This window comes from Lentzea guizhouensis (genome assembly GCF_001701025.1).
Classification (GTDB): domain Bacteria; phylum Actinomycetota; class Actinomycetes; order Mycobacteriales; family Pseudonocardiaceae; genus Lentzea; species Lentzea guizhouensis.
Map to the genome: position 1 here is coordinate 6898412 of NZ_CP016793.1, position 20828 is coordinate 6919239.

A 20828-nucleotide genomic window follows, 5' to 3' on the forward strand; every position below is an offset into this window, starting at 1 on the left:
GTGATCATTGCGCCCCGTGTGCAGTTTGGTGCGCCGGTGGCGGGGTAGGGCCACTGCATGCGTCTGGGCGTGTTGGACATCGGCTCGAACTCCGCGCAGCTGCAGGTCGTCGACGTCCGGGCAGGTGCGCCGCCGTTGCCTGCGCACTGCGTCAAGGAACCGACCCTGCTCGGCGAGTCGATCGAGCCCGACGGCACCTTGAACGAGGCCGGCGTCGACCGGGCCGTGCGCGCGGTCAAGGACGCCGTCGCGGCGGCCTACCGGCACGGGGTCGACCAGCTGTACACGTTCGTCACCTCCGCCATCCGGGACGCCACCAACCGCGAGGAGATCATCGACGAGATCGAGCGGGTGGCCGGGATCCGGCCGCAGTACCTGTCCGGGCAGGAGGAGGCGCGGCTCACCTACGTCGCGGCCCACCGGTGGTACGGCTGGTCGTCGGGGCGGTTGCTGCTGCTCGACATCGGCGGCGGGTCGATGGAGATCGCCCTGGGCCGCGACGCCGAACCGGAGCTCGCGCTGTCGCTGCCGGTGGGTGCCGGCCGGCTGACGCGAGCCTTCCTGCACCACGACCCGCCGCGGCGCGGCCAGGTCAAGGCGCTGCGGGACCACGTCCACGACGCCCTCGCCGAGGTGGTCGACCGGCTGCGGTGGGAGAGCGATCCCCAGCACGCCGTGGCCACGTCCAAGACGTTCAAGCAGCTGGCTCGGCTGGCGGGAGCGCCGTCGCAGCGGGAAGGGCCGTTCGTCCACCGCACGCTCGACCTGCGTGACCTCAGGACGTGGATCCCGAAGCTGGCCCAGCTCTCGGCCAAGCAGCGCTGCCGGCTGCCCGGTGTCTCCCGCTCGCGAGCGCGGCAGATCCTGGCCGGTGCGGTGGTCGCGCACGCCACGATGTCCGCGCTGGGCATCGAGCAGGTGCGGATCTGCCCGTGGGCGCTGCGCGAGGGGATCATGCTGCAGCACCTCGCGGCGATGGTGGACTCGAAGGTCTCGCTGCCGCTGCAGCCGCTGGTCCGGTTGCCGGAGAACGCGGACTCGACCGTCACACCGCTGCGCGGGGAGCCGCGGGGCGCCCAGGACTGACGGCGCCTCAGCGGCCCGCCAGCGCCTCCGCCACGCTGACGTGCAGCTCCAGCATCTCGTTCAACGTGGTCGCGCGCAGGGCCCTCAGCACGTTCCCGGCCGGCGCCACGATCCGCAGCGGGGTGCCCTTGCTCTCGCCGCGCTGGTGGTACTCGACCAGCACGGACAGACCCGACGAGGCCATGAACGAGATGCCCGTGGTGTCCAGGACGACCACGAGCCGGCGCTGTGCCGCCTGCGCGAACGCCGCGTCCAGGTGCTCGTGCAGGAGCGGTGCGGTGTAGGAGTCGACCTCGCCGGTGACCCGGAGGATCACCGCGTTGTCCCGCAGTTCCGTCGTGGCTTCCAGTGGTGTCACTCCCTCTCGGCGGTTCCGTCCCAGCCTGACAGGCCGGGCGGCGGTTGTCGATCACTCACGGCCGTCGGTGGCCGGACGGCGGCACGAGCTTCGCGAGGCCGAACTCGAACCGCTCGTCGAACGACTCCTCGGTCAGGACCGGCAGCACCCGCCGCAACGCGGGCCGTTCGCCCACCACGAGCCCGTCCGCCGACCGGCCGGGCAGCGCCTGCTCCTCCTGGGTCAGGCCGAGGACGAAGTAGACGACGTCCCAGAGCGTCCATGCGGCGTCGCGCTCGGACAACCCGCCTTCCAGCAGCGCCGCCACGACCGCCTCGGCAACGTCCAAAGTGGCCGGCTCGGCGGCGTAGGTGCCGGCCACCACGACGGCTCCGTCGCGGTGGGCCAGCAGCGCCCCGCGGTACCGGCGCGCGATCTCCACGACCCGTTCCCGCCAGTCGTCCGGCAGGCCGGTGAGCGACACCTCGGCGACGATCGCGTCGGCCATCAGCTCCTCCAGGCGCGCCTTGGTCTTGACGTGCCACAGCACGGTGTTCATCCGCACGTCGAGCCGCTGCGCGATGGCCCGCAGCGAGACCGCGCCGACGCCGCGCTCGTCGAGGATCTCGAGCGCCGTCCGCACCACGTCCGCTTGACTCTTGGTCACTGACCTAGTCTACTCGAAGCTAGTTGTTGGTCAGTGACCAAGAAGGAGTGGGCCGATGCAGGACGTCGTGGTGGTGGGTGCCGGGCCGACCGGGCTGTGGCTCGCGGGGGAGCTGCGGCTGGGCGGGGCCTCGGTCACCGTGGTGGAAGCGCGGCGGGAGCGGGACGTGAACTCGAAGGCGCTCACGATCCACCCCCGCACGATCGAGGTGTTCGACTGCCGTGGGGTGGCGGAACCGTTCCTGGCCGAGGGCATCCGCATCCCGAACGGGCACTTCGGCGGGCTGCCGGACCGGATGGACTTCGCGGTGCTGGACACGCCGTTCCCGTTCACGCTGGCGTTGCCGCAGGACCGCACCGAGGAGCTGCTGGAGCAACGCGCCCGCGAACTGGGGGCGGTGATCAAGCGAGGTCACCGGGTCACGGGCCTGACCGACGACGGCGTGCTGCTCGGCGACGAGGTCGTCGTCGCGCGGTACGTGGTCGGCTGTGACGGGACCAGGAGCACGGTCAGGGAGGCCGCGGGCATCGACTTCCCCGGTACCGACGCCACGACCTGGGGCTGGCTCGGCGACGTGGTGCTGGACGACCCGCCTGCCCGCGGGTTCGCCAGCGTCACCGGCATCGACGGCGGCCTGATGGTCGTGCCGCTGCCCGGCGGCGTGCACCGGATCGTGGGCGGCGACCCGGCCACCAACCGGGCCGAGTGGCCGGGCGAGCTCACCCTCGACGAGCTGCGCGCCACCGTGAAGGCCATCGCGGGCACCGACTTCGGGATGCGCGACCCGAGGTGGCTCTCGCGGTTCGGCAACGCCACCCGGCAGGCCGCCGCGTACCGGGCGGGCACCGTGCTGCTGGCCGGCGACGCGGCCCACATGCACTTCCCGACCGGCGGCGTCGGCATGAACGTCGGCATCCAGGACGCCCACAACCTCGGCTGGAAGCTCGCCGCGGTCGTCACGGGCCGGGCGGACGAGACGTTGCTCGACAGCTACCACGACGAACGCCACCCGGTCGGGGCCGCACTGCTCGCGCACACGAGGGCGCAGACGGCGTTGATGACGGGGTACACGCCGGAGGGTCAGGCGCTGCGGGCGTTGCTGAGCGGGCTGATCGCGGCGGCGCCGGACATGTCGCGTGAGCTGGCCGAGCGGTTGTCGGGGCTGGATGTGGCGTACGCGACCGGGAGGCGGGTGCCTGACCAGCGGCTGGCGGACGGGGGGAGGCTGTTCGAACGGCTGCGCGGCGGTGGGCACGTGGAGATCGCGGGTGGGGTGGTGCGGCCGGACGGGCACCTGGCCTGAGCTCAGCCCTTGCCGGAGCCGCCCTTGCCCTTGTCGTTCTTGCCCTTCTTGCCGTCGGACCCCTTGCCCTCGGGTTTCGCGTGGCCGGCCTGCGGTGGGGCCTGAACAGGCACGACCTGAACAGGCACGACCTGAACAGGCACGGCTTGAACAGGCACGACCTGAGTCGCGCTGGCCGGTGGGGGAGTCGACGCGACCACGGGCGTTGCCGGCATCTCCGGCGCCGACGTGCCCGGCGCCGTGGTCGTCGGTGGCGCCGACTCGGCCGGTGGCGACTGGGCGTTCAGCGCCGCCGTCACACCGGCCGTGGCCGCCAGCGCGAACGCCCCGGCCGCCACGAGCATCCTGACCGGGCGGTGCGCGGGCAGGGCCATGCCGGTCCTGGTCGGGACGTGCCGCAACGCGGCGGCGCACTCGGCGGCCGACGGGCGGCGGCGGGCCGGGAGCGAGGTCATCAGGTTGAGCAGGCGCTTGAGGTCCGGGGGCAGGTCGCGCGGGATGTCGGGGCGGCGGTGCAGCCTGGCGACCGCGGCCTCGACCTCGCTGCCCTCGTACTCCCGCCGGCCGGTGAGGCATTCGAGCAGCACCAGGCCGAGGGCGTAGACGTCGACCGCGCAGGTGATCTCGTCGCCGCGCACCTGCTCGGGAGCGAGGTAGGCGGCGGTGCCCACCAGCTGGTCGGGCCTGGTCAGCCGGGTGGCGCCGATCAGCTGGGCGAGACCGAAGTCGGCGAGGTGGGCGACGCCGTCGTGGTCGAGCAGGATGTTGGACGGTTTGACGTCCCGGTGCACAACACCCTGCTCGTGCACGTACGCGAGCGCGTCGGCGAGCTGGGCGCCGATCCGGCGGATCTCCTCCACGGAGAGCGGGCCGTCCGCGATGCGGCCGAGGAGCGTGCGCCCCTCGACCATCTGCAACACGACGAACGGGGTGTCGTCGCTGGTTCCGGCGTCGTGCACCTGCACGAGGCCGGGGTGCGACAGCGCGGCGAGCGTCTTGACCTCGTTCTCGAACCGGTGGGGGCCGGTGGCGTCGGTGCCCGCGCGGAAGAGCTTGACCGCGACGTGCCGGTGCAGCCTGCGGTCCCACGCCCGGTGCACCTCGGCCATGCCGCCGGCGCCCAGCCGTTCGGCCAGCTCGTACCGTCCGGCGAGCACCCGCTCCTGTGCGGACAACCGCTCCTGCGCGGACACGGACATGGCGGCCTTCCCCTCGGCGGTCTGCTTCCACCCGTATTCCCGCTCCGGGCGATCACCAACCCTCAGCGCGCGAGCAGATCCCTGAGCGCGCCGGCGACCACGTCCGGTGCCTCCTCGGCCATGAAATGTCCACAGGAGACAGTGCGGTGGTCGAGGTCGGAAGCCCAGGCCTGCCACAGCTTCCGCGCGTCGAACCCGAGCGCCGCGCCCCAGTCCTGCTGCAGCACCGTCACCGGCATCTCGAGCAGGTTGCCCGCCTCGCGGTCGGCGGTGTCGTGCTCCACGTCGACCGTCGCCATCGCCCGGTAGTCGGCGACGATCGACGTGATGGCCTCGCGGGAGGCCCGCAGGTACTCCGCGCGGACCTCGGCGGGGAACGACCCGCCCCAGATGTCGAGGAAGTGTCCGAAGAACGCGTCGGGACGCGCCCCGATCAGCTCCTCGGCCAGGCCGGGCGGCTGGGCCATCAGGAACAGGTGGAAACCGACGATGCCGGACGTCCCGCGCATCACGTCCCACATGTCCAGCGTGGGCAGCACGTCGAGCGAGGCGAGGTGCGTCACGTGGTCCGGGTGGTCGAGACCCGCGCGGAACGCGACGTGCGCGCCGCGGTCGTGCCCGGCCAGGGCGAACCGTTCGTGGCCCAGCTCCCGCGCGACCGCCACGACGTCGGCGGCCATGGTGCGCTTCGAATAGGTGAGGCCGGTGTCGGCGGGCTTGTCGCTGTCGCCGTAGCCGCGCAGGTCGGGCATGATCACGGTGTGGTCGGCCGCCAGGTCGGCGGCGACGTGCCGCCACATCAGATGCGTCTGCGGGAAGCCGTGCAGCAGCACGACCGGGCTGCCGCTGCCGGTGGTGGCCACGTTCAGCTCGACGCCGTCGGAGACCTGAATTCGCTGGTGGTCGAAGTCGGTGAAGTTCACGGGTCGAGCTTGCGCGCGCCCGATCAGCAACCGATCAGTGCCGGGCTCAGCGGGTGGTGAGCTTCGGGGTCCTCGGCCCGCTGACCGCCGGATCAGCCCGGCTCGGCGGCCCGAAACAACGCGCGGTGCTGGCCAGGCTGCTCGTCGCGCGCCGGCGGGTGGTGCCGGTGCGCACCCTGGTCGCCGACCTGTGGGAGGACCCGCCGGACGGCGCGGTGGGCACGGTGCAGACGTTCGTCGGCGCGCTGCGCAAGGCCCTGGAACCCGACCGTCCACCCCGGACACCGTCGTCGCTGCTGGTCACCGAGGGCGCCGGGTACGTGCTGCGGGCGGCCGACGTGGACGCGTGGCGGTTCGAGGAGATGCTGGGCGGCGACCTGGCGGTGCTGGACCGCGCGCTGGCGTTGTGGCGGGGCCCGGCCTACGCGGAGTTCGCCGACGAGCACTGGGCGCGGGCCGAGATCGACCGGCTGGAGGAGCTGCGGCTGGTGGCGGTCGAACGCCGGGCCGAGGCGGCGCTCGCCGCCGGTCGGACGGCCGAGGTGGTGGCGGACCTGCGGGCGCACGTGGCCGGCTTCCCGTGGCGGGAGAAGGTGTGGAGCCTGCTGGCACTGGCGCTGTACCGGGAGGGCCGGCAGGGCGACGCGCTGGCGGTGGTGCGCGAGGCCCGGCGTGCGCTGGCCGAGAACCTCGGGGTGGATCCGGGGCGGAGCTGCGGGCGCTGGAGTCGGACATCCTCGCCCAGTCGCCCCGGCTGATCCCGGCCGCCGCGGTGGGCCTGGTCGGACGGACCGCCGAGCTGGCCGTGCTGAAGAGCGCCGTGCCCGCCGCCGGACTGGGAATTGCGGTGGTCACGGGCGAGGCGGGCGTGGGCAAGACGGCGCTGGCCGAGGAGTTCAGCGCCGGGCTCGGTGCGCGTGGCTGGCGGACGGTGTGGGCCCGGTGCCCGGAGGACGCGCCGGTGGCGTGGCCCTGGCAGCAGGTGGTCGAGGCGCTGGGTGCCGAGCTGGTCGTGGAGGACCGCTTCGGCCTGCGGCAGGCCGTGGTGTCCACTGTGGAGGCGGCGGCGCCGGTGGTGGTCGTGCTGGACGACCTGCACCAGGCCGACGAGGAGACGCTGGCGGTGCTGGGGGCGTTCACCTCGCGGCGGCTGTCCGGGCGGGTGCTGGTCGTCGTGACGTCGAGGGTGCCGGTGGCGTCGGAGGCGGTGGCCCGTGCTCTGCCGGTGCGGGTGGAGCTGGGCGGGCTGGGGGAGGAGGCGGTCGGCGCGCTGGTGCGGTCGATCGCTCGGGCGGCCGATGTGCGCGTGATCTTCGCGCGGAGCGGCGGGAACCCGTTCTACGTCAAGGAGCTCGCGCGGCTGAGCGCGGCGGGCGGTGATCTCCGCGCGGTGCCGGCCGGGGTGCGGGACGTGGTGCGGCACCGGTTGGGCGCGTTGCCGGCCGAGGTGCGGACGGTGCTGCAGCAGGCGGCGGTGCTGGGCCGGGACGTGGAGGTGGAGCTGCTCGGCCTGGTGGCGGGTTCCGACGTGCTGGACGCGGTGGAGGCGGCGATCGAGGCCGGGTTCGTGGTGGAGGTCGGGCCGGGGCCGGCGCGGTTCACGCACGTGCTGGTGCGCGACACGTTGTACGAGGAGTTGTCGCTGACCCGGCGGGCTCGCTGGCACGGTGCCGCGGCGGCGGCGCTGGAGTCGGTGCGGCCGGGGACGTGGAGCTGCTGGCGCACCACTACCTGGCGGCCGGGTGCGCGGGAGGCGGCGGTGCGGGCTGGCGGGCGGCGGAGGTGACGCGGTCGCCGCGGGAGGCGGTGCGGTTGTGGCGGGCGGCGATCGCGGCCGGTGACGGGTGCGGGTCGAGCTGGTGACGGGCTGGCTCGGGCGCTGGCGGTCAGCGGCGACCTGGAGGGGGCGCGGGAGCAACGCTCGGTGGCACTGCGCGCGGCGGGTGCGGTGAGCGCGGTGGGCGATCCGACTGGCCAGCCTGCCGCCGTTCAGCCTGCCGCCGCTCAGCTTCCTGTGGACCCGCAGGCCGTGGCCGACGTCATCGGTTCCTTCGACGTCCCCGGCATCTGGACCACCAACGACGACCCCGCCCACTCCGCCGAGCTCGTCGCCGCCGCCGAACGCGTCCTGCCCGCCTTCCGCGCACCGACCGCCACCCGAGCCCGCCTCCTCGCCACCATCGCGATGGAGGAGCGCGGCACCGGCGCCCGGCTCCCGGAAGCCGACGAAGCCGAGGCCATCGCCCGCGACCTCGACGACCCGGAGCTCCGGGCGTTCGCGCTCAACGCCCGCTTCATGCACACCTTCCACCGCACCGGCCTGGCCCCGCACCGCGCGCGGATCGGCCGCGAACTCGTGGCCCACGCCGCCGAGCACCACCTGGTCACCCACGAGGTCCTGGGCCACCTCATCCTCGTCCAGGCAGGCGCCGCGCTCGCCGACCTCGACACCGCCGACCACCACGCCGCCGAAGCCGACGACCTCGCCAGAAGCCACGACCTCCCGCTCGTGAGCGTCTTCACCGACTGGTACGCGGCCCTCAAACTCGCCGCCCAGAACAGAACAGCCGAAGCCGACCACGCCTACCGAGCCGCAGCGCAGAGGATCGCCGGCACCGGCATGTGGGGCATGGAACGCGGCCTCCTCCCGCTCGCCCTCCTCAGCCTGCACGGGCCGTCCACCGTGGACCTCACCGACGACTGGGGCCCGCACCTGCCGTGGGTCCGCCCGCTGGCCCTCCCTCAAAAAGAAGCACTGGCAGCAGCGAGAACCCTCCCGCCAGGACCCGCCGACCTGCTCAGCGAAACCAGGGCATGCCTGATCGCCCTGGCCGCGATCCGCCTCCAGGACGACGACCTGCGCGAACGAGCCCGCACCGCACTCCTTCCGGCGAAGGACGAACAGGCCGCCGGCACCGGCCTGTTCACCTTCGGCCCGATCAGCCGCTTCCTCGACGACCTCAGCTGACCAGCGGCAGCCGGCGCAACGCCGGTTTGAGCACCTTCCCCGAACCCGTCCGCGGCAACGACGACACCACCTCGAAGTGCACCGGGACCTTGTACTTCGCCAGCCGCGTCACCAGGAACGCCCGCAACCCGGCCACGTCCAGCTCCACGCCGTCGCGCGGCCGGACGAACGCCCGGCCCACCTCGCCCCACCGCTCGTCCGGCACGCCGACGACCGCCACCTCGGCCACGTCCGGGTGGTCGGCGATGGCGTTCTCCACCTCCGCCGGGTACACGTTCTCGCCGCCGGAGATGTACATGTCCTTCAGCCGGTCGACGACGTGCAGGTGGCCGTCGGCGTCCACCCGGCCGATGTCGCCGGTGCGGAACCAGCCGTCCGGGGTGAACGCGGCCGCGGTGGCGACCGGGTCGTTCCAGTAACCGGGGGTGATGTTCGGGCCCTGCAGCTCGATCTCGCCGGTGTCGGCGAGGCGGAGGTCGCCGAGGAACACGGGCGGGCCGGCCGAGCCCGCCTTGCGCACGCTGTCGGCGGCCTCCAGGAAGGTCGCGCCGGGTGCCGTCTCGGTGAGGCCGTAGCCCTGGCAGAACACCAGACCCGCGTCCTGGTAGGCGTGGATCACCGCGTCCGGCACCGAGGCGCCTCCGCACAGCAGCACCCGCAACGACGACACGTCCGCGTCCAGCCACCGCGGTGACGCGGCCAGGTCGGCGTACATCGTGGACACGCCGAACAGCCAGGTCACGCCGTACCGCTCGATCAACGTGACGCACTCGTCGACGTCCCAGCGCGGGGTGAGCACGCTGTGCCCGCCCTTGACGAACGTCGGCAGCAACGTCTGCGCCAGTGCGGCGACGTGTAACAGCGGGGCGGCGACCAGCGCGACCTCGTCGGAGGCGATGTCGACGCCGACCATCAGGTTGAACGTGTTCCACAGCAGGTTGGCGTGGCTGAGCACGGCGCCCTTGGGCCGCCCGGTCGTGCCGGAGGTGTAGAGGATCAGCGCGGGGTCGTCGATGCCGACCGGCACGTCGAGCCGGTCGGCCGAGCCGCCCGCGAGCCACTCCTCGTAGCCGTCCAGCGAGATCGCGCGCTCGTGCGGCACCACGTGGGAAGCCGCGTGGACCAGCACGCGCGCACCGCTGTCGGCGAGCTGGTAGTTGATCTCCGCAGGGGTGAGCCGGAAGTTCAGCGGAACGAAGACCGCCCCGAGCAGGTGCGCGGCGAACATCGTCTCGGCGAACGACGGGTGGTTCGGCCCCAGGTAGGCGACCCGGTCACCGTGCCGCACCCCGAGCTCCTCCAACCGCCGGGCCAGCCGGGTCGTGCGGTCGTCCAGCTCTTCGTACGTCAGAGAGACGTCCTGAAATGTCAGCGCTTTACGCTTCGGCGCCATGCGCGCGCGGCGGTGTGGCCAACCGCCCAGACCCGCGTTCCGCATCCCCGTCTCCTGTCAGGCTGGTGTGGCTGGTCTCCCGCAACGCGACCGTGCAGACGACGGTCAGCACGCAGAACGCGGCCAGGATGTACGGAATGGCCCCGGTGCCGGCGGTGCTCTGCACCTGCGCGAACAGCAACGGCGCCAGGCCCGCGCCCAGACCGGCGAGCTGGTAGCCGAGCGACGCGCCGGTGTAGCGGCTGCCGGTGCTGAACAGCTCGCTGTAGAGCGCGGCCAGCGGGCCGTACATCATCGGGTGGATCACGGCCTGGCCGAGCACCAGGGCGATCACGATGAAACCGTTGTCCACCAGGGGGAACAGCGCGAACCCGAACCCGGCCATCAGCACCGCGCCCGCGAGCACGACCGGCCGGCGCCCGAACCGGTCCGACGCCGCCGACCAGCCGAGGATGCCCAGCACCGCCAGTGCCGACGACAGCGTCAGCGCGTTGAGGATGTCCTGTCTGTTGTTCCCCGCCTGCACGCCGTAGGCGAGGATGAACGTCGTCAGCGTGGACTGCGCGACGAACGCGGCCAGGCCGACGCCGACGGCGAGCAGCAACGTGCGCGGGTGGTGGCGCAGCACGTCGACCAGCGGCGCGGAGGTGCGCTGCCGCTCGGCCCGGAAGACCGGCGTCTCCTCGACCTTCATCCGCACGAACAGGCCGACCGCGAGCAGCGCCAGGCTGAGCAGGAACGGCACCCGCCAGCCCCACGACAGGAACGCCTGCTCACCCACCAGTGCCGCGGTGCCGGTGAGCGCGGCGGTCGAGAGCACCATGCCGCACGGCGCGCCCGCGTTGGTGAAGCTCGCCCACAACCCGCGCCGGGTCGTCGCGTGCTCGGCGGACATCAGCACCGCGCCACCCCACTCGCCGCCGACCGAGATGCCCTGCACGACCCGCAACAGCACCAGCCCGGCCGGGGCGAGCCAGCCGATCTGGGCGTAGGTGGGCAGCAGGCCGATCAGGAAGCTCGCCACGCCCATCAGCGTCATGGTGAGCACGAGCATCTTCTTGCGGCCCAGCAGGTCGCCGTAGTGTCCGAAGAGGACACCGCCGAGCGGGCGGGCCAGGTAGCCGGTGGCGAACGTGCCGAAGCTCGCGATCGTGCCCACCAGCGGGTCCAGCGAGGAGAAGAAGACCTTGTTGAACACGATCGCCGAAGCGGTGGCGTAGAGCAGGAAGTCGTAGTACTCGATCACGCTGCCCAGGAAGCTGGACGCGACGGCACGGCGTAACTGCGTTGTTGTCGCCATGACTGCACCTCACGCGTAGTGGCGGTAGATGCCGCGTGCGACGCACGCGGGCTTTTCGGTGCCCTCGATCTCGACGGTGAAGTCGACGGTGAGCTGGACCCCGTTGCCCGCCACGTCCTCGACGGACGCGACCCGGCCGGCGAGCCGGATCTTGGCGCCGACCGGCACGGGTGCGGGGAAGCGGACCTTCTCCAGCCCGTAGTTGAGGCTCATCCGCACGCCGGACACCACCAGCAGCTCGCTCATCAGCGGGATGAGCAGCGCCAGCGTGAGGTAGCCGTGCGCGATCGTGGTTCCGAACGGGCCGGAGGCGGCGCGGTCGGGGTCGACGTGGATCCACTGGTGGTCGTCGGTGGCCTCGGCGAAGGTGTCGACGCGCCGCTGGGTGACCTCCAGCCAGTCGGTGTGGCCGAGGTCCTTCCCGGCTAGCGCCTTCAGCTCGTCGAGCCCCTGCACGGTGGTGGTCATCTGAAGTCCTCCGAGGAGACCCCGTCCTTCGGGACGGGGAGGAATCGGACCCCTGCGGTACAGGGGCAGGTAGGAGTAGTTGTTCCGTCGCCAGAGCGAAGCTGCGTCCGCCACCCAGCTGCAAGGAGTTCCACAATGGACTGATAGTTTGCGGCTGTGGGTGGGCAGGTGAGGCGGGCGTTGCGGCATCTGCAGACGGCTTTCGGCAATTTCTGGGCGAAGCGTGCCCGGTATCCGCGGTTCAAGTCGCGGAAGAAGTCGCGCGCCAGCGCGGAGTGCACGCGGTCGGCGTTCCGCTGGCGTGACGGTGCGCTGACACTGGCGAAAATGGCCGAGCCGTTGGACATCCGCTGGTCTCGGCCACTGCCTGCGGGGGTACTTCCCTCCGCGGTGACCGTGTCGCGGGACGCGGCCGGAGCTGGTTCGTGTCTCTGCTGTGCGAAGAGCCGAGCGTGACGCCGTTGCCTGTCACCGAGGCGGTGGTGGGCATCGATGTCGGTCTCGATCACCTGTTGGTGCTGTCGTCCGGGGAGAAGATCGGTAGTCCCCGGCACGAACGCCACGACCGGACGGCGCTGGCGAAGGCGCAGCGGGTGTTGTGCCGCAAGCAGAAGGGCAGCAACAAACGGGCCAAGGCCCGCGTCAAGGTAGCCCGTGTGCCCGACCGGCGCACCGACCACCTGCACAAGATCACCACTCGGCTCGTGCGCGAAAACCAAACGCTCGTGATCGAGGATCTGGCAGTGTCGAACATGGTCCGCAACCACCGCCTGGCCCGTGCCATCAACGACGCGGGCTGGCGGCAGTTCCGGCAGCAACGGGAATACAAGGCGAGCTGGTACGGGCGGGACGTGATCGTGGTGGATCGCTGGTTCCCGTCGTCCAAGCTGTGCTCGACCTGCGGCGCACTCGCGGCGGCGATGCCGCTGCACGTGCGCACGTGGACCTGTGGCTGCGGCACGACTCATGACCGGGACGTGAACGCGGCACGCAACATTCTGGCCGCCGGGCTGGCGGTGACAGTCTGTGGAGCCGGTGTAGGACCTCAACGGAAACCTCCGGGCGGGCAGTCGGCGACGAAGCAGAAACCCCTGCGGCGCGAGCTGTAGGAATCCCTCGTTCAAGAGGGGGAGAAGTCAAGCGTCCTCCTCCTTGACGAGTCCGAGCAGCCGGGCGGCGTTGTGCTTGAGGATCTTGGGCCGGACCTCGTCCTTGATCTCCAGCGCGGCGAAGTCCCGCAGCCAGCGGTCCGGGGTGATCACCGGGTGGTCCGAGCCGAACAGCACCTTGTCCTGCAGCACGGTGTTGGCGTAGCGCACGAGCTGCGGCGGGAAGTACTTCGGCGACCAGCCGGACAGGTCGATGTACACGAACGGCTTGTGCGTGGCGACCGCGAGCGCCTCGTCCTGCCAGGGGAACGACGGGTGCGCCAGCACGATCCGCAGGTGCGGGAAGTCGACGGCCACGTCGTCGACCAGCATCGGGTTGGAGTGCTTGAGCCGGATGCCACCGCCGCCGGGCACGCCGGCGCCGATCCCGGTCTGTCCACTGTGGAACAGGGCAGGCACGCCGAGCTCCTCGACCACCTCGTAGAGCGGGTAGGCCATCCGGTCGTCGGGGGAGAAGTCCTGCAGGCTGGGGTGGAACTTGAACCCGCGCACCCCGTGGTCCTCGACGAGCCTGCGTGCCTCGCGGACGGCGGCCCTGCCCTTCCACGGGTCGACGCTCGCGAACGGGATGAGCACGTCGGCGTGCTCGGCGCAGGACGCGGCGACCTCCTCGTTGGCGATGCGCGGGTGGCCGGTGGCGTGCTCGGCGTCGACCGTGAAGATCACCGCGGCCATCTTGCGCTCGCGGTAGAGCTGGGCGGTCTCGGCGATGGTGGGCTGGCGGTGCTCGGCCTTGAAGTACTTGGCGGAGGCCTCGATCAAGGCGGGGCTGAGCGAGCTGTGGCCGTCCTTCGAGATCTCGGCGTGGGTGTGCACGTCGATGGCGACGATCTCGTCGACGTTGATCCCGGTCATGGCGCCACCGGGGCCGGGATGCCGTAGGTCTCGGGTTCGAGCTCGCCGAACCGCTCGGCGATCGCGGCCGCCCGCCAGCCGCCGTCGGCGAACAGCACCTGCTTCTCCGCCGGGTGCGACCACAGCGCCAGTCGGTCGCCGCCGATGCCGATGGCCTGCCCGGTCACGCCCTGCGCCGCGTCGCTCGCCAGGTAGACGATGAGCTCGGCGACGTCCTCGACCGTGCCGAGGCCTTCGTCGCGCCGCACCCAGTCGGGCAACGGCGCACCGGTGCGTTCCGACTCCTCGATCAGCGGCGCGAACGCGGGGATCGTCCTGGTCATCTCGGTGGCGGCGACCGGCACGACGGTGTTGACCGCGATGCCGGACCTGGCGAGTTCCAACGCCCACGTCCGCGCCATGGCGGCGATCCCGGCCTTGGCGGCGGCGTAGTTGGTCTGCCCGAAGTTGCCGCGCTGCCCGGCCGGCGAGGAGACCAGCACCAACCGCCCGCCTGTTCCTTGCTCGCGCATCCGCACCGCCGCCGCGCGGGCGCAGGTGAACGTGCCGCGCAGGTGCACGTTGATCACGGCGTCGAAGTCGTCGTCGCTCATCTTCCACAGCACCCGGTCGCGCAGGATGCCCGCGTTGGTGACCAGCACGTCGAGCCGCCCGAACTCCTCGACGGCGGTGTTGACGAGCCGTTGCGCGGTGCCGGCCGGCCCGACCGGCGCGACCACCGCCCTGCCGCCGACCTGCTCGGCGACCTCCTGCGCACTCTCGTCCACGTCGTTGACGACGACCTTGGCCCCGTTGCGCGCCAACGCTTCCGCGTACGCCCGCCCCAGCCCGCGGCCGGCGCCGGTCACGATCGCGACCTTCCCGGACAGTTCCATCCGCCGTGTCCTCTCCGTCGGGAACGCGGCCCAAAGTACGTCAAATTCGTGACGCTCGTCTAGATGCTGCCCAACATGTATCGTGAGCGGCGTGACACCGCAGTCCTTGATGCTCAACTTCCTCGGCCTGTACGTGCTGGGCCGTGACATCGCGGTCTACTCGGGCAGCGTCATCGACGTCTTCGGGCGCGTCGACGTCTCCGAGGAGGCCGTGCGCTCGACGCTGACCCGGATGGCCTCCCGCGGCCTGCTCGCCAAGCACCGCAACGGCCGCAAGGTCTACTTCGGACTGACCCCGCGCGCGACCGACGTGCTGCAGGACGGCGAGCGGCGCATCTGGCAGCGCGGCGCGGTGAACAGGGACTGGGACGGTACCTGGACGCTGGTCGGCTTCTCGCTGCCGGAGGGCCGCCGGGGCGAACGCCACGACCTGCGCTCGCAGCTGCAGTGGGCGGGCTTCGGGCCGGTGCAGAACGGCCTGTGGATCGCACCGGGCGCCCACGACGTCACATCGGTGGTCGCCGACCTCGGACTGACCGAGCACGTCACGGTGTTCACCGCCCAGCACGCGAAGCCGACCGAGGCGGTGGACCTGGCGTCACGCGCGTTCGACACGGCGGCGATCGCGGCGCGCTACGAGGAGTTCTTGGAGAAGTGGCGCAAGCCGGACGAGTCGCTGCCCGACGACCTGGCGCGGCAGCTGGTGCTGCACGGGGACTGGCTGGACCTGGTGCGGCAGGACCCGCACCTGCCGGCGGAGCTGCTGGCGCGGGACTGGCCGGCGATCGAGGCCGAGAAGCTGTTCCAGCGGCTGGCGACGAGGTACGCGCAGACGGCGACGCCGCTGGCGGCCGCGGCGATCGAGTCGATCGAGGTGTGAACAGTTCAGCGCAGGCTGTACAGTTTCGGCTGTGCTGACCTGTGAGACCCGCGAGACGGCCTTGGCGCGGCTCGGCCGCGCGCTGGCCGACCCGACCCGCTGCCGGATCCTGGTCGCGTTGCTCGACGGCCCCGGCTACCCGGCGCGGCTGGCCGAACAGCTGGAGCTGACCAGGTCGAACGTCTCCAACCACCTGTCGTGCCTGCGCGGCTGCGGCCTGGTCGTGGCGACCTACCAGGGCAGGCAGGTGCGCTACGAGCTGGCGGACGCGCACCTGAGGCGAGCGCTCGGAGAGCTCCTCGACGTCGTCCTCGCCGTCGAGCCGGCCGTGGAGTGCGTCGATGAGTGAGCCGACACCCCAGCTGCCGCTCACGGCGAGCACCGCGTGCGACGACGGGTGCTGCACACCGCCGCCGGCCGTCGCGGACGACCGCAGGGCGGTGCTGACGCGCCGGGTTCGGATGCTCGTCGCCGCCACCATCGCCTACAACGTGGTCGAGGCGGTCGTCGCCCTGGCCGCGGGCACGGTGGCGTCGTCCACGGCGTTGATCGGGTTCGGCCTGGACTCGGTGGTCGAGGTGGCCTCGGCCGCCGCGGTCGCCTGGCAGTTCTCCAGCGCTGATCCCGAGAAGCGCGAACGGGCGGCGCTCAAGGTGATCGCGGTGTCGTTCTTCGCATTGGCCGCCTACGTCACCGTCGAGTCCGTGTCGGCGTTGCTGCAGGGTGAACGCGCGGACCACTCGACCGTCGGCATCGTGCTCGCCGCCGTCTCGCTGCTGGTCATGCCGGGCCTGTCCTACGCCCAGCGGCGGGCGGGGCGTGAGCTGGGGTCGGCGAGCGCGGTCGCCGACTCGAAGCAGACGCTGTTGTGCACCTACCTGTCGGCGGTGCTGCTGGTGGGGCTCGCGGTCAACAGCCTGTTCGGCTGGTGGTGGGCGGATCCGGTGGCGGCACTCGTGATCGCGGTCGTGGCGGTCAGGGAGGGCCGGGAGGCTTGGCGCGGGCACCACTGCTGCTGAGAGCCGGGAGCTGTGCGGGGGACGTGGGCGTGGTCGACTGACGGCATGCGCGTTGTCGTGGTGTCCGGCGGCGATCCCGGCCATGTCGTGCCGGCGATCGCTCTGTGCCTGCGTTTCCTCGCGGCCGGGGATGACCCGGTCCTGCTCACCGGAGACCGCTGGGTCGACGCCGCCACCCGTGAGGGGATCCAGGCGTCGACGGTCGCCGGTCTGGCCCTGAGCGACCTGCGCGGTGAGGCGGACCTCGGCCGGGCGCTGCACGACCAGGCCGCGACCCTGGCCTGCGCGCTCACCCCGCAGCTCGCCGCGCTCGCACCCGACCTGGTGGTGTGCGACGTCCTGGCGCTGGGTGCGAGCATGGCCGCGGAGCTGCTGAGGGTGCCGTGGGCGCAGCTGTCACCGCATCCGCTCTACGAACCGTCGAAGGGCCTGCCGCCGATGGGCAGCGGGCTCGCGGCCGGGGTTGGGGTGCGCGGCAGGCTCCGGGACGCGGTGCTGCGGGCGTTGACGGCCAGGTCGATCCGTGAGGGCGAGCGGCAACGGGCCGTGGTGCGGCGCAGGATCGGGCTGAGCGGCAGAGGGGCGGGACCGGTGGCGCGGCTGATCGCGACGTTGCCCGCGTTGGAGGTGCCGCGACCGGACTGGCCCGCCAACGCGCACGTGGTCGGGCCGCTGCTCTGGGAGGCGAGCCAGGAGGTGATGACGCCGCCGCCGGGTGACGCGCCGTTGGTGATGATCGCGCCCTCGACGGCGTGGACCGGGGCGGCCGGGATGGCCGAGATGACGCTGGAAGCGGTGGCGGGACTCGGTGTCCGGGCGGTGGTGTCGACGTTCGCGCCGCCGCCGGAGACGTTGCCGGAGTGGGCGCGGTCGGGACCGGGCCGGCAGGACGAGCTGCTGCGGGAGGCCGCGGTGCTGGTCTGCGGTGGTGGGCACGGGATGCTCGTCAAGGCGTTGCGGTCGGCGGTGCCGGTCGTGGTCGTGCCCGGCGGCGGTGACCAGTGGGAGATGGCGAACCGGGTCGCGCGCCAGGGCAGCGGGGTGATCGTCCGTCCGGCCACTGTGGACGGTCTGCGGGCGGCGGTGGCGCGCGTCCTGGGAGATTCGTCGTTCGACAAAGCGGCGGCTGAGGCGGCGGCGAGTGGTGGAGATGTTCGAGATCCTGTTGAAGTATGTCGTACAGCGTTGAGTCTTGCGCGATGAGAGCGCTTCCACTTCGATGGGTGTATGCGCGGGTCAATGACGATGCTCGTGGTGGCGGCGGTGGTGGTCTCGACCGCCTCGCCGGCGGTGGCACAGCGTGATCGTGCCGCGGTGCCCGGCCTGTACCCGTCGGTCGGTGCCGGGACGAACTTCCTCAACCACGCCGAGCTGCTCGGCGACATGCCGGAACCTGCCTGGTACGAGGCGAACATCCCGTTCGTCGACCTGCCGGACCGGGAGATCCGCGACACCTACTACTACCGCTGGCGGACCTACCGCGAGGCGCTGAAGAACACCGGCCCAAAAGACGGCTGGATCGTCTCGGAGTTCCTCGGCCCGGTCGGCTACTCGGCACCGAACGGCGGCATCGTCGCCGCAGCCGGGCACCACGTCTACGAGGGCCGCTGGCTGCGCGACCACCGCTACCTCGACGACTACGTGGACTACTGGCTGCGCGGATCGGGTTCCGGACCCAAGCCCGCGACCGACTTCCTCAACAAGAACACCACCGACTGGGCACACCAGTACTCGTTCTGGGCCGCCGACGCCGTGGCCGCCCGCGCCGCGGTCGACGGCAGGCAGTCCTTCGCGACCGACCGGCTGCCCGAGCTGGTCCGGCAGTGGCAGCGCTGGTCACCGCAGTTCAACGCCGACCTCGGCCTGTACTGGCAGACCCCGGTGTGGGACGCCATGGAGTACACGGCGAGCTCCTACCAGAGCCCCGACCCGTACCACGGCGGTGACGGGTTCCGCCCGACGCTGAACGCCTACCAGTACGGCGACGCGCGGGCCATCGCGCAGCTGTTCCGGGCCCGCGGTGACGTCACGTCCGCCCGCCAGTACGAACAGGCCGCGGATGCGTTGCAGCGCAACCAGGAACGCTGGCTGTGGGACGACGCGGCCAAGTTCTACAAGCACGTCATGCGCGACGACAACCCCGGCCGCACGAAGCTCGCGGACCGCGAGGCGATCGGGTTCGTGCCGTGGTACTTCCACATGGCACCCGCCGCGAACAGCGCCGCGTGGGCCCAGCTGACCGACCCGCAGGGCTTCGCGGCCACCTACGGCCCGACCACCGCCGAACGCCGCAGCCCGTACTTCATGCGGGAGGCGCTCAACGGCTGCTGCCGCTGGAACGGCCCGAGCTGGCCCTACGCCACCAGCCAGACCCTGACGGCGCTCGCGAACCTGTTGATCGACTACCCGTCGCAGCCCTACGTGGACCGTGACGACTACCTGTCGGTGTTGCGCGGTTATGCCTTGACCCAGCGCAAGGACGGCCGGCCGTACGTCGCCGAGGCGCACCACCCCGACGAGAACCGGTGGCTCTACGACGGCAAGGGGCACAGCGAGGACTACAACCACTCGACGTTCAACGACAACGTGCTGTCCGGTCTGCTCGGCATCCGTCCGCAGCTCGGCAACACGGTGTCGATCGCGCCGCTGGCTCCGGCGAGCTGGACGCACTTCGCCGTCGAGAACGTGCCGTACCACGGTCACAACCTCACGGTGCTCTGGGACCGTGATGGCACTCGTTACGGCAAGGGCGCCGGTTTGCGCGTGTGGCTCGACGGCAGGCTCACACACACGCAGCCGAACCTCGCTGCTGTTCGTTTGACGATTCCGTCGCGTGCGTCTGCGGAACTGCCTTCGGTGGTCGACGACTTCGCGAACGTGAGCCAAACGGGTTTTCCGACCGCACGGGCATCGTTCAGCTACAGCGCCGACCCGCCCACGAAGGCGATCGACGGTCAGGACTTCCACCTCGACGTGCCCGGCACCCGCTGGACCTCCTACGGCAGCCCGAACGCGGCGGACTGGCTGGAGGTCGACCTCGGGGCGCCGGCGCCGATCTCCGATCTGCGGGTGACCTTCTACGACGACGGCGGGGGAGTGCGGGTGCCCACCGCGTTCGACCTGCAGTACCGGGGGACGGACGGGGTGTGGCGGGACGTACCGGGCCAGCAACGCACTCCCGCCGTTCCGGTGGCACGTCAGGTGAACCGCGTGCTGGTGCAACCGGCGTTGACCACCGACCGGGTGCGGATCCTGCCGCGCCGCGCCGATGGCGGGGCAGTGGGGATCACGGCGTTCTCGTCGGTGCGGCCCGAGGTGCCCGGCTTGACGGCGTCACTGCCTGATCTCGCTGTTCGAGCCGGCGCCGCTGTCGAGGTGTCTACGACCGTGACGGCACAGCGGGCGATGCGTGGTGTGCGGGCGTCGCTCGCGGTGCCTGCCGGGTGGAACGCCGTGCCGCTCAGTTCCGCCACGGCCGCACAGCTCGCGCCTGGCCGGAGTCTGGTGACCAGGTGGCGGGTGACGGCTCCGGCGGGGTTGGCGCTCGGTGAACGAGCTCCGGTTCGGGTGCTCGCCACGGCGTCGAGTGCTGCCGGGGTGAGCTCGGCGGTGGCTTCGGCGCAGTCCGTCTTCGACCCCGCCGACTACGCAACCGTGCTGTGGGACGACACCTTCGACACCGACCGGCTCGGTTCGTACCGGGTGGACGGGCCGTTCGGTGAGGCGTCGCCGTCGTTGCGAGTGGGCGACGGCGTGCTCACGGCGAGCGCTTCGAGTCGTAGCGGTGCGGTGCTGGCCGCGCCGGTCGCCGGCAGCGCGCGGGGCACGGCGGTGGTGGTCGAGCCGCGGTCGTTCGCGGGGTCGGCACCGGAGGACAGCCTGTTCCTCGGCCAGACCGCCGGCAACCGCGACTTCGCGCTGGCGTGGTTCAACAACGCGGGCAAGGCGTCCGGTGTGGACGTGACCGTGGGCGGCGTCCGCCGGGGCGACGAGGCCACCGGCGGCTGCTGCGCGACCTTGACCTGGGCACCGGGCGACCGGCTCGCCGTGGTGCTGCAGGACGGGCGGTTGACCAGCTGGCAGCAGCACGACGGCCGGTGGTCGTTGCTGCGGTCGGCGCCGATCGGGTCCGTGGTGGACCCCGCGGTGGTGGCGCAGTGGGCACCGGCGCTCGGCCTCCGGCTGGACGCGGGGTCGTTGGTGGTCGACCGGTTCACGGTGTGGGGCCGGTCAGGGCAGTAGCACCTCGAAGACCTTCCGCAGGGTGGTCGTCAGCTCCTCCTCGCCGGCCGCGGTGAGGGTGGAGCTGCCGATCACCCCGCGCGGCAACCAGAACCCGGCGATCACCGAGAGGACCACCGCCGCTGTGCCGCGGGACTGCGGCGC

General features: G+C 71.9%; 20 protein-coding genes. 11 read left to right on the forward strand and 9 right to left on the reverse strand.

Going from position 1 to position 20828, the window contains the following annotated elements:
* Window positions 1-57 precede the first annotated feature (57 nt).
* Complete coding sequence (locus tag BBK82_RS33420; RefSeq protein ID WP_065918545.1) at window positions 58-1086, forward strand: Ppx/GppA family phosphatase; 1029 nt, start codon at window positions 58-60, stop codon at window positions 1084-1086.
* Between the two features lie 7 nt (window positions 1087-1093).
* On the opposite strand, the gene BBK82_RS33425 is transcribed toward BBK82_RS33420, so the two are convergent.
* Window positions 1094-1444 carry an STAS domain-containing protein gene (locus tag BBK82_RS33425; protein WP_065918546.1) on the reverse strand — a complete coding sequence of 117 codons (351 nt, stop codon included), beginning with the start codon at window positions 1442-1444 and terminating at the stop codon, window positions 1094-1096.
* A gap of 55 nt (window positions 1445-1499) precedes the next feature.
* Entirely contained in the window at window positions 1500-2090 is a 591-nt protein-coding gene (locus BBK82_RS33430; protein ID WP_065918547.1) for a TetR/AcrR family transcriptional regulator C-terminal domain-containing protein, read from the reverse strand.
* 55 nt (window positions 2091-2145) lie between these two features.
* Between BBK82_RS33430 and BBK82_RS33435 the strand changes: the two genes are divergently transcribed.
* Window positions 2146-3393, forward strand: coding sequence for an FAD-dependent monooxygenase (locus tag BBK82_RS33435; RefSeq protein ID WP_065918548.1), 1248 nt, complete (start codon window positions 2146-2148; stop codon window positions 3391-3393).
* Window positions 3394-3395: 2 nt separating this feature from the next.
* Here BBK82_RS33435 and BBK82_RS33440 read toward each other — a convergent pair whose 3' ends face one another.
* The gene (locus BBK82_RS33440) at window positions 3396-4592 is read right to left on the reverse strand and encodes a serine/threonine-protein kinase (RefSeq protein ID WP_065918549.1); all 1197 of its coding nucleotides are present in this window, start codon (window positions 4590-4592) and stop codon (window positions 3396-3398) included.
* A 62-nt stretch (window positions 4593-4654) separates the two neighbouring features.
* Window positions 4655-5515 carry an alpha/beta fold hydrolase gene (locus BBK82_RS33445; protein ID WP_065918550.1) on the reverse strand — a complete coding sequence of 287 codons (861 nt, stop codon included), beginning with the start codon at window positions 5513-5515 and terminating at the stop codon, window positions 4655-4657.
* 56 nt (window positions 5516-5571) lie between these two features.
* Here BBK82_RS33445 and BBK82_RS51940 point away from each other — a divergent pair, with 56 nt between their 5' ends.
* From BBK82_RS51940 to BBK82_RS33460, 3 genes are read left to right on the forward strand one after another with little or no spacing between them, the layout of a single operon-like run.
* On the forward strand, window positions 5572-6273 hold the full coding sequence (locus BBK82_RS51940; RefSeq protein WP_170068007.1) for an AfsR/SARP family transcriptional regulator: 702 nt from the start codon (window positions 5572-5574) through the stop codon (window positions 6271-6273).
* A 14-nt stretch (window positions 6274-6287) separates the two neighbouring features.
* Window positions 6288-7301, forward strand: a complete 1014-nt coding sequence (locus BBK82_RS55880) for an AAA family ATPase (protein ID WP_065918552.1) — start codon at window positions 6288-6290, stop codon at window positions 7299-7301.
* A gap of 51 nt (window positions 7302-7352) precedes the next feature.
* Complete coding sequence (locus BBK82_RS33460) at window positions 7353-8483, forward strand: hypothetical protein (protein WP_154697648.1); 1131 nt, start codon at window positions 7353-7355, stop codon at window positions 8481-8483.
* On the opposite strand, the gene BBK82_RS33465 is transcribed toward BBK82_RS33460, so the two are convergent.
* Genes BBK82_RS33465 through BBK82_RS33475 form a run of 3 tightly spaced genes read right to left on the reverse strand, consistent with a single transcriptional unit; the run spans window position 8476 to window position 11644 of the window.
* Entirely contained in the window at window positions 8476-9876 is a 1401-nt protein-coding gene (locus BBK82_RS33465) for an acyl-CoA synthetase (RefSeq protein ID WP_237047705.1), read from the reverse strand. The two genes, BBK82_RS33460 and BBK82_RS33465, sit on opposite strands and share 8 nt — an antisense overlap.
* Complete coding sequence (locus BBK82_RS33470; RefSeq protein WP_065918555.1) at window positions 9860-11176, reverse strand: MFS transporter; 1317 nt, start codon at window positions 11174-11176, stop codon at window positions 9860-9862. Before BBK82_RS33470 ends, BBK82_RS33465 begins: the two co-directional genes overlap by 17 nt.
* A gap of 9 nt (window positions 11177-11185) precedes the next feature.
* Window positions 11186-11644, reverse strand: a complete 459-nt coding sequence (locus BBK82_RS33475) for a MaoC family dehydratase (protein WP_065918556.1) — start codon at window positions 11642-11644, stop codon at window positions 11186-11188.
* Between the two features lie 425 nt (window positions 11645-12069).
* Between BBK82_RS33475 and BBK82_RS50830 the strand changes: the two genes are divergently transcribed.
* Window positions 12070-12753, forward strand: coding sequence for an RNA-guided endonuclease TnpB family protein (locus BBK82_RS50830; protein ID WP_218920407.1), 684 nt, complete (start codon window positions 12070-12072; stop codon window positions 12751-12753).
* Window positions 12754-12780: 27 nt separating this feature from the next.
* Here BBK82_RS50830 and BBK82_RS33485 read toward each other — a convergent pair whose 3' ends face one another.
* Both BBK82_RS33485 and BBK82_RS33490 read right to left on the reverse strand, forming a co-directional pair.
* Window positions 12781-13668 (reverse strand): amidohydrolase family protein, encoded by an 888-nt coding sequence (locus BBK82_RS33485; protein WP_065918557.1) that lies wholly within the window; start codon window positions 13666-13668, stop codon window positions 12781-12783.
* Window positions 13665-14543 (reverse strand): SDR family NAD(P)-dependent oxidoreductase, encoded by an 879-nt coding sequence (locus tag BBK82_RS33490; RefSeq protein ID WP_065918558.1) that lies wholly within the window; start codon window positions 14541-14543, stop codon window positions 13665-13667. The genes BBK82_RS33485 and BBK82_RS33490 overlap by 4 nt, the downstream gene beginning before the upstream one ends.
* Window positions 14544-14634: 91 nt before the next feature.
* On the opposite strand from BBK82_RS33490, the gene BBK82_RS33495 reads away from it, so the two are divergent.
* Genes BBK82_RS33495 through BBK82_RS33515 form a run of 5 tightly spaced genes read left to right on the forward strand, consistent with a single transcriptional unit; the run spans window position 14635 to window position 20684 of the window.
* Complete coding sequence (locus BBK82_RS33495; protein WP_237047706.1) at window positions 14635-15423, forward strand: PaaX family transcriptional regulator; 789 nt, start codon at window positions 14635-14637, stop codon at window positions 15421-15423.
* A gap of 31 nt (window positions 15424-15454) precedes the next feature.
* Window positions 15455-15772, forward strand: coding sequence for a Cd(II)/Pb(II)-sensing metalloregulatory transcriptional regulator CmtR (gene cmtR, locus BBK82_RS33500; RefSeq protein WP_065918559.1), 318 nt, complete (start codon window positions 15455-15457; stop codon window positions 15770-15772).
* Window positions 15765-16442 carry a cation efflux transmembrane domain-containing protein gene (locus tag BBK82_RS33505; RefSeq protein WP_083268314.1) on the forward strand — a complete coding sequence of 226 codons (678 nt, stop codon included), beginning with the start codon at window positions 15765-15767 and terminating at the stop codon, window positions 16440-16442. Before cmtR ends, BBK82_RS33505 begins: the two co-directional genes overlap by 8 nt.
* A gap of 45 nt (window positions 16443-16487) precedes the next feature.
* The gene (locus BBK82_RS33510) at window positions 16488-17645 is read left to right on the forward strand and encodes a glycosyltransferase (protein WP_065918560.1); all 1158 of its coding nucleotides are present in this window, start codon (window positions 16488-16490) and stop codon (window positions 17643-17645) included.
* Window positions 17646-17681: 36 nt separating this feature from the next.
* Window positions 17682-20684: an MGH1-like glycoside hydrolase domain-containing protein gene (locus BBK82_RS33515; protein WP_154697649.1), complete on the forward strand. Its 3003-nt coding sequence runs from the start codon at window positions 17682-17684 to the stop codon at window positions 20682-20684.
* Window positions 20685-20828 lie beyond the last annotated feature (144 nt).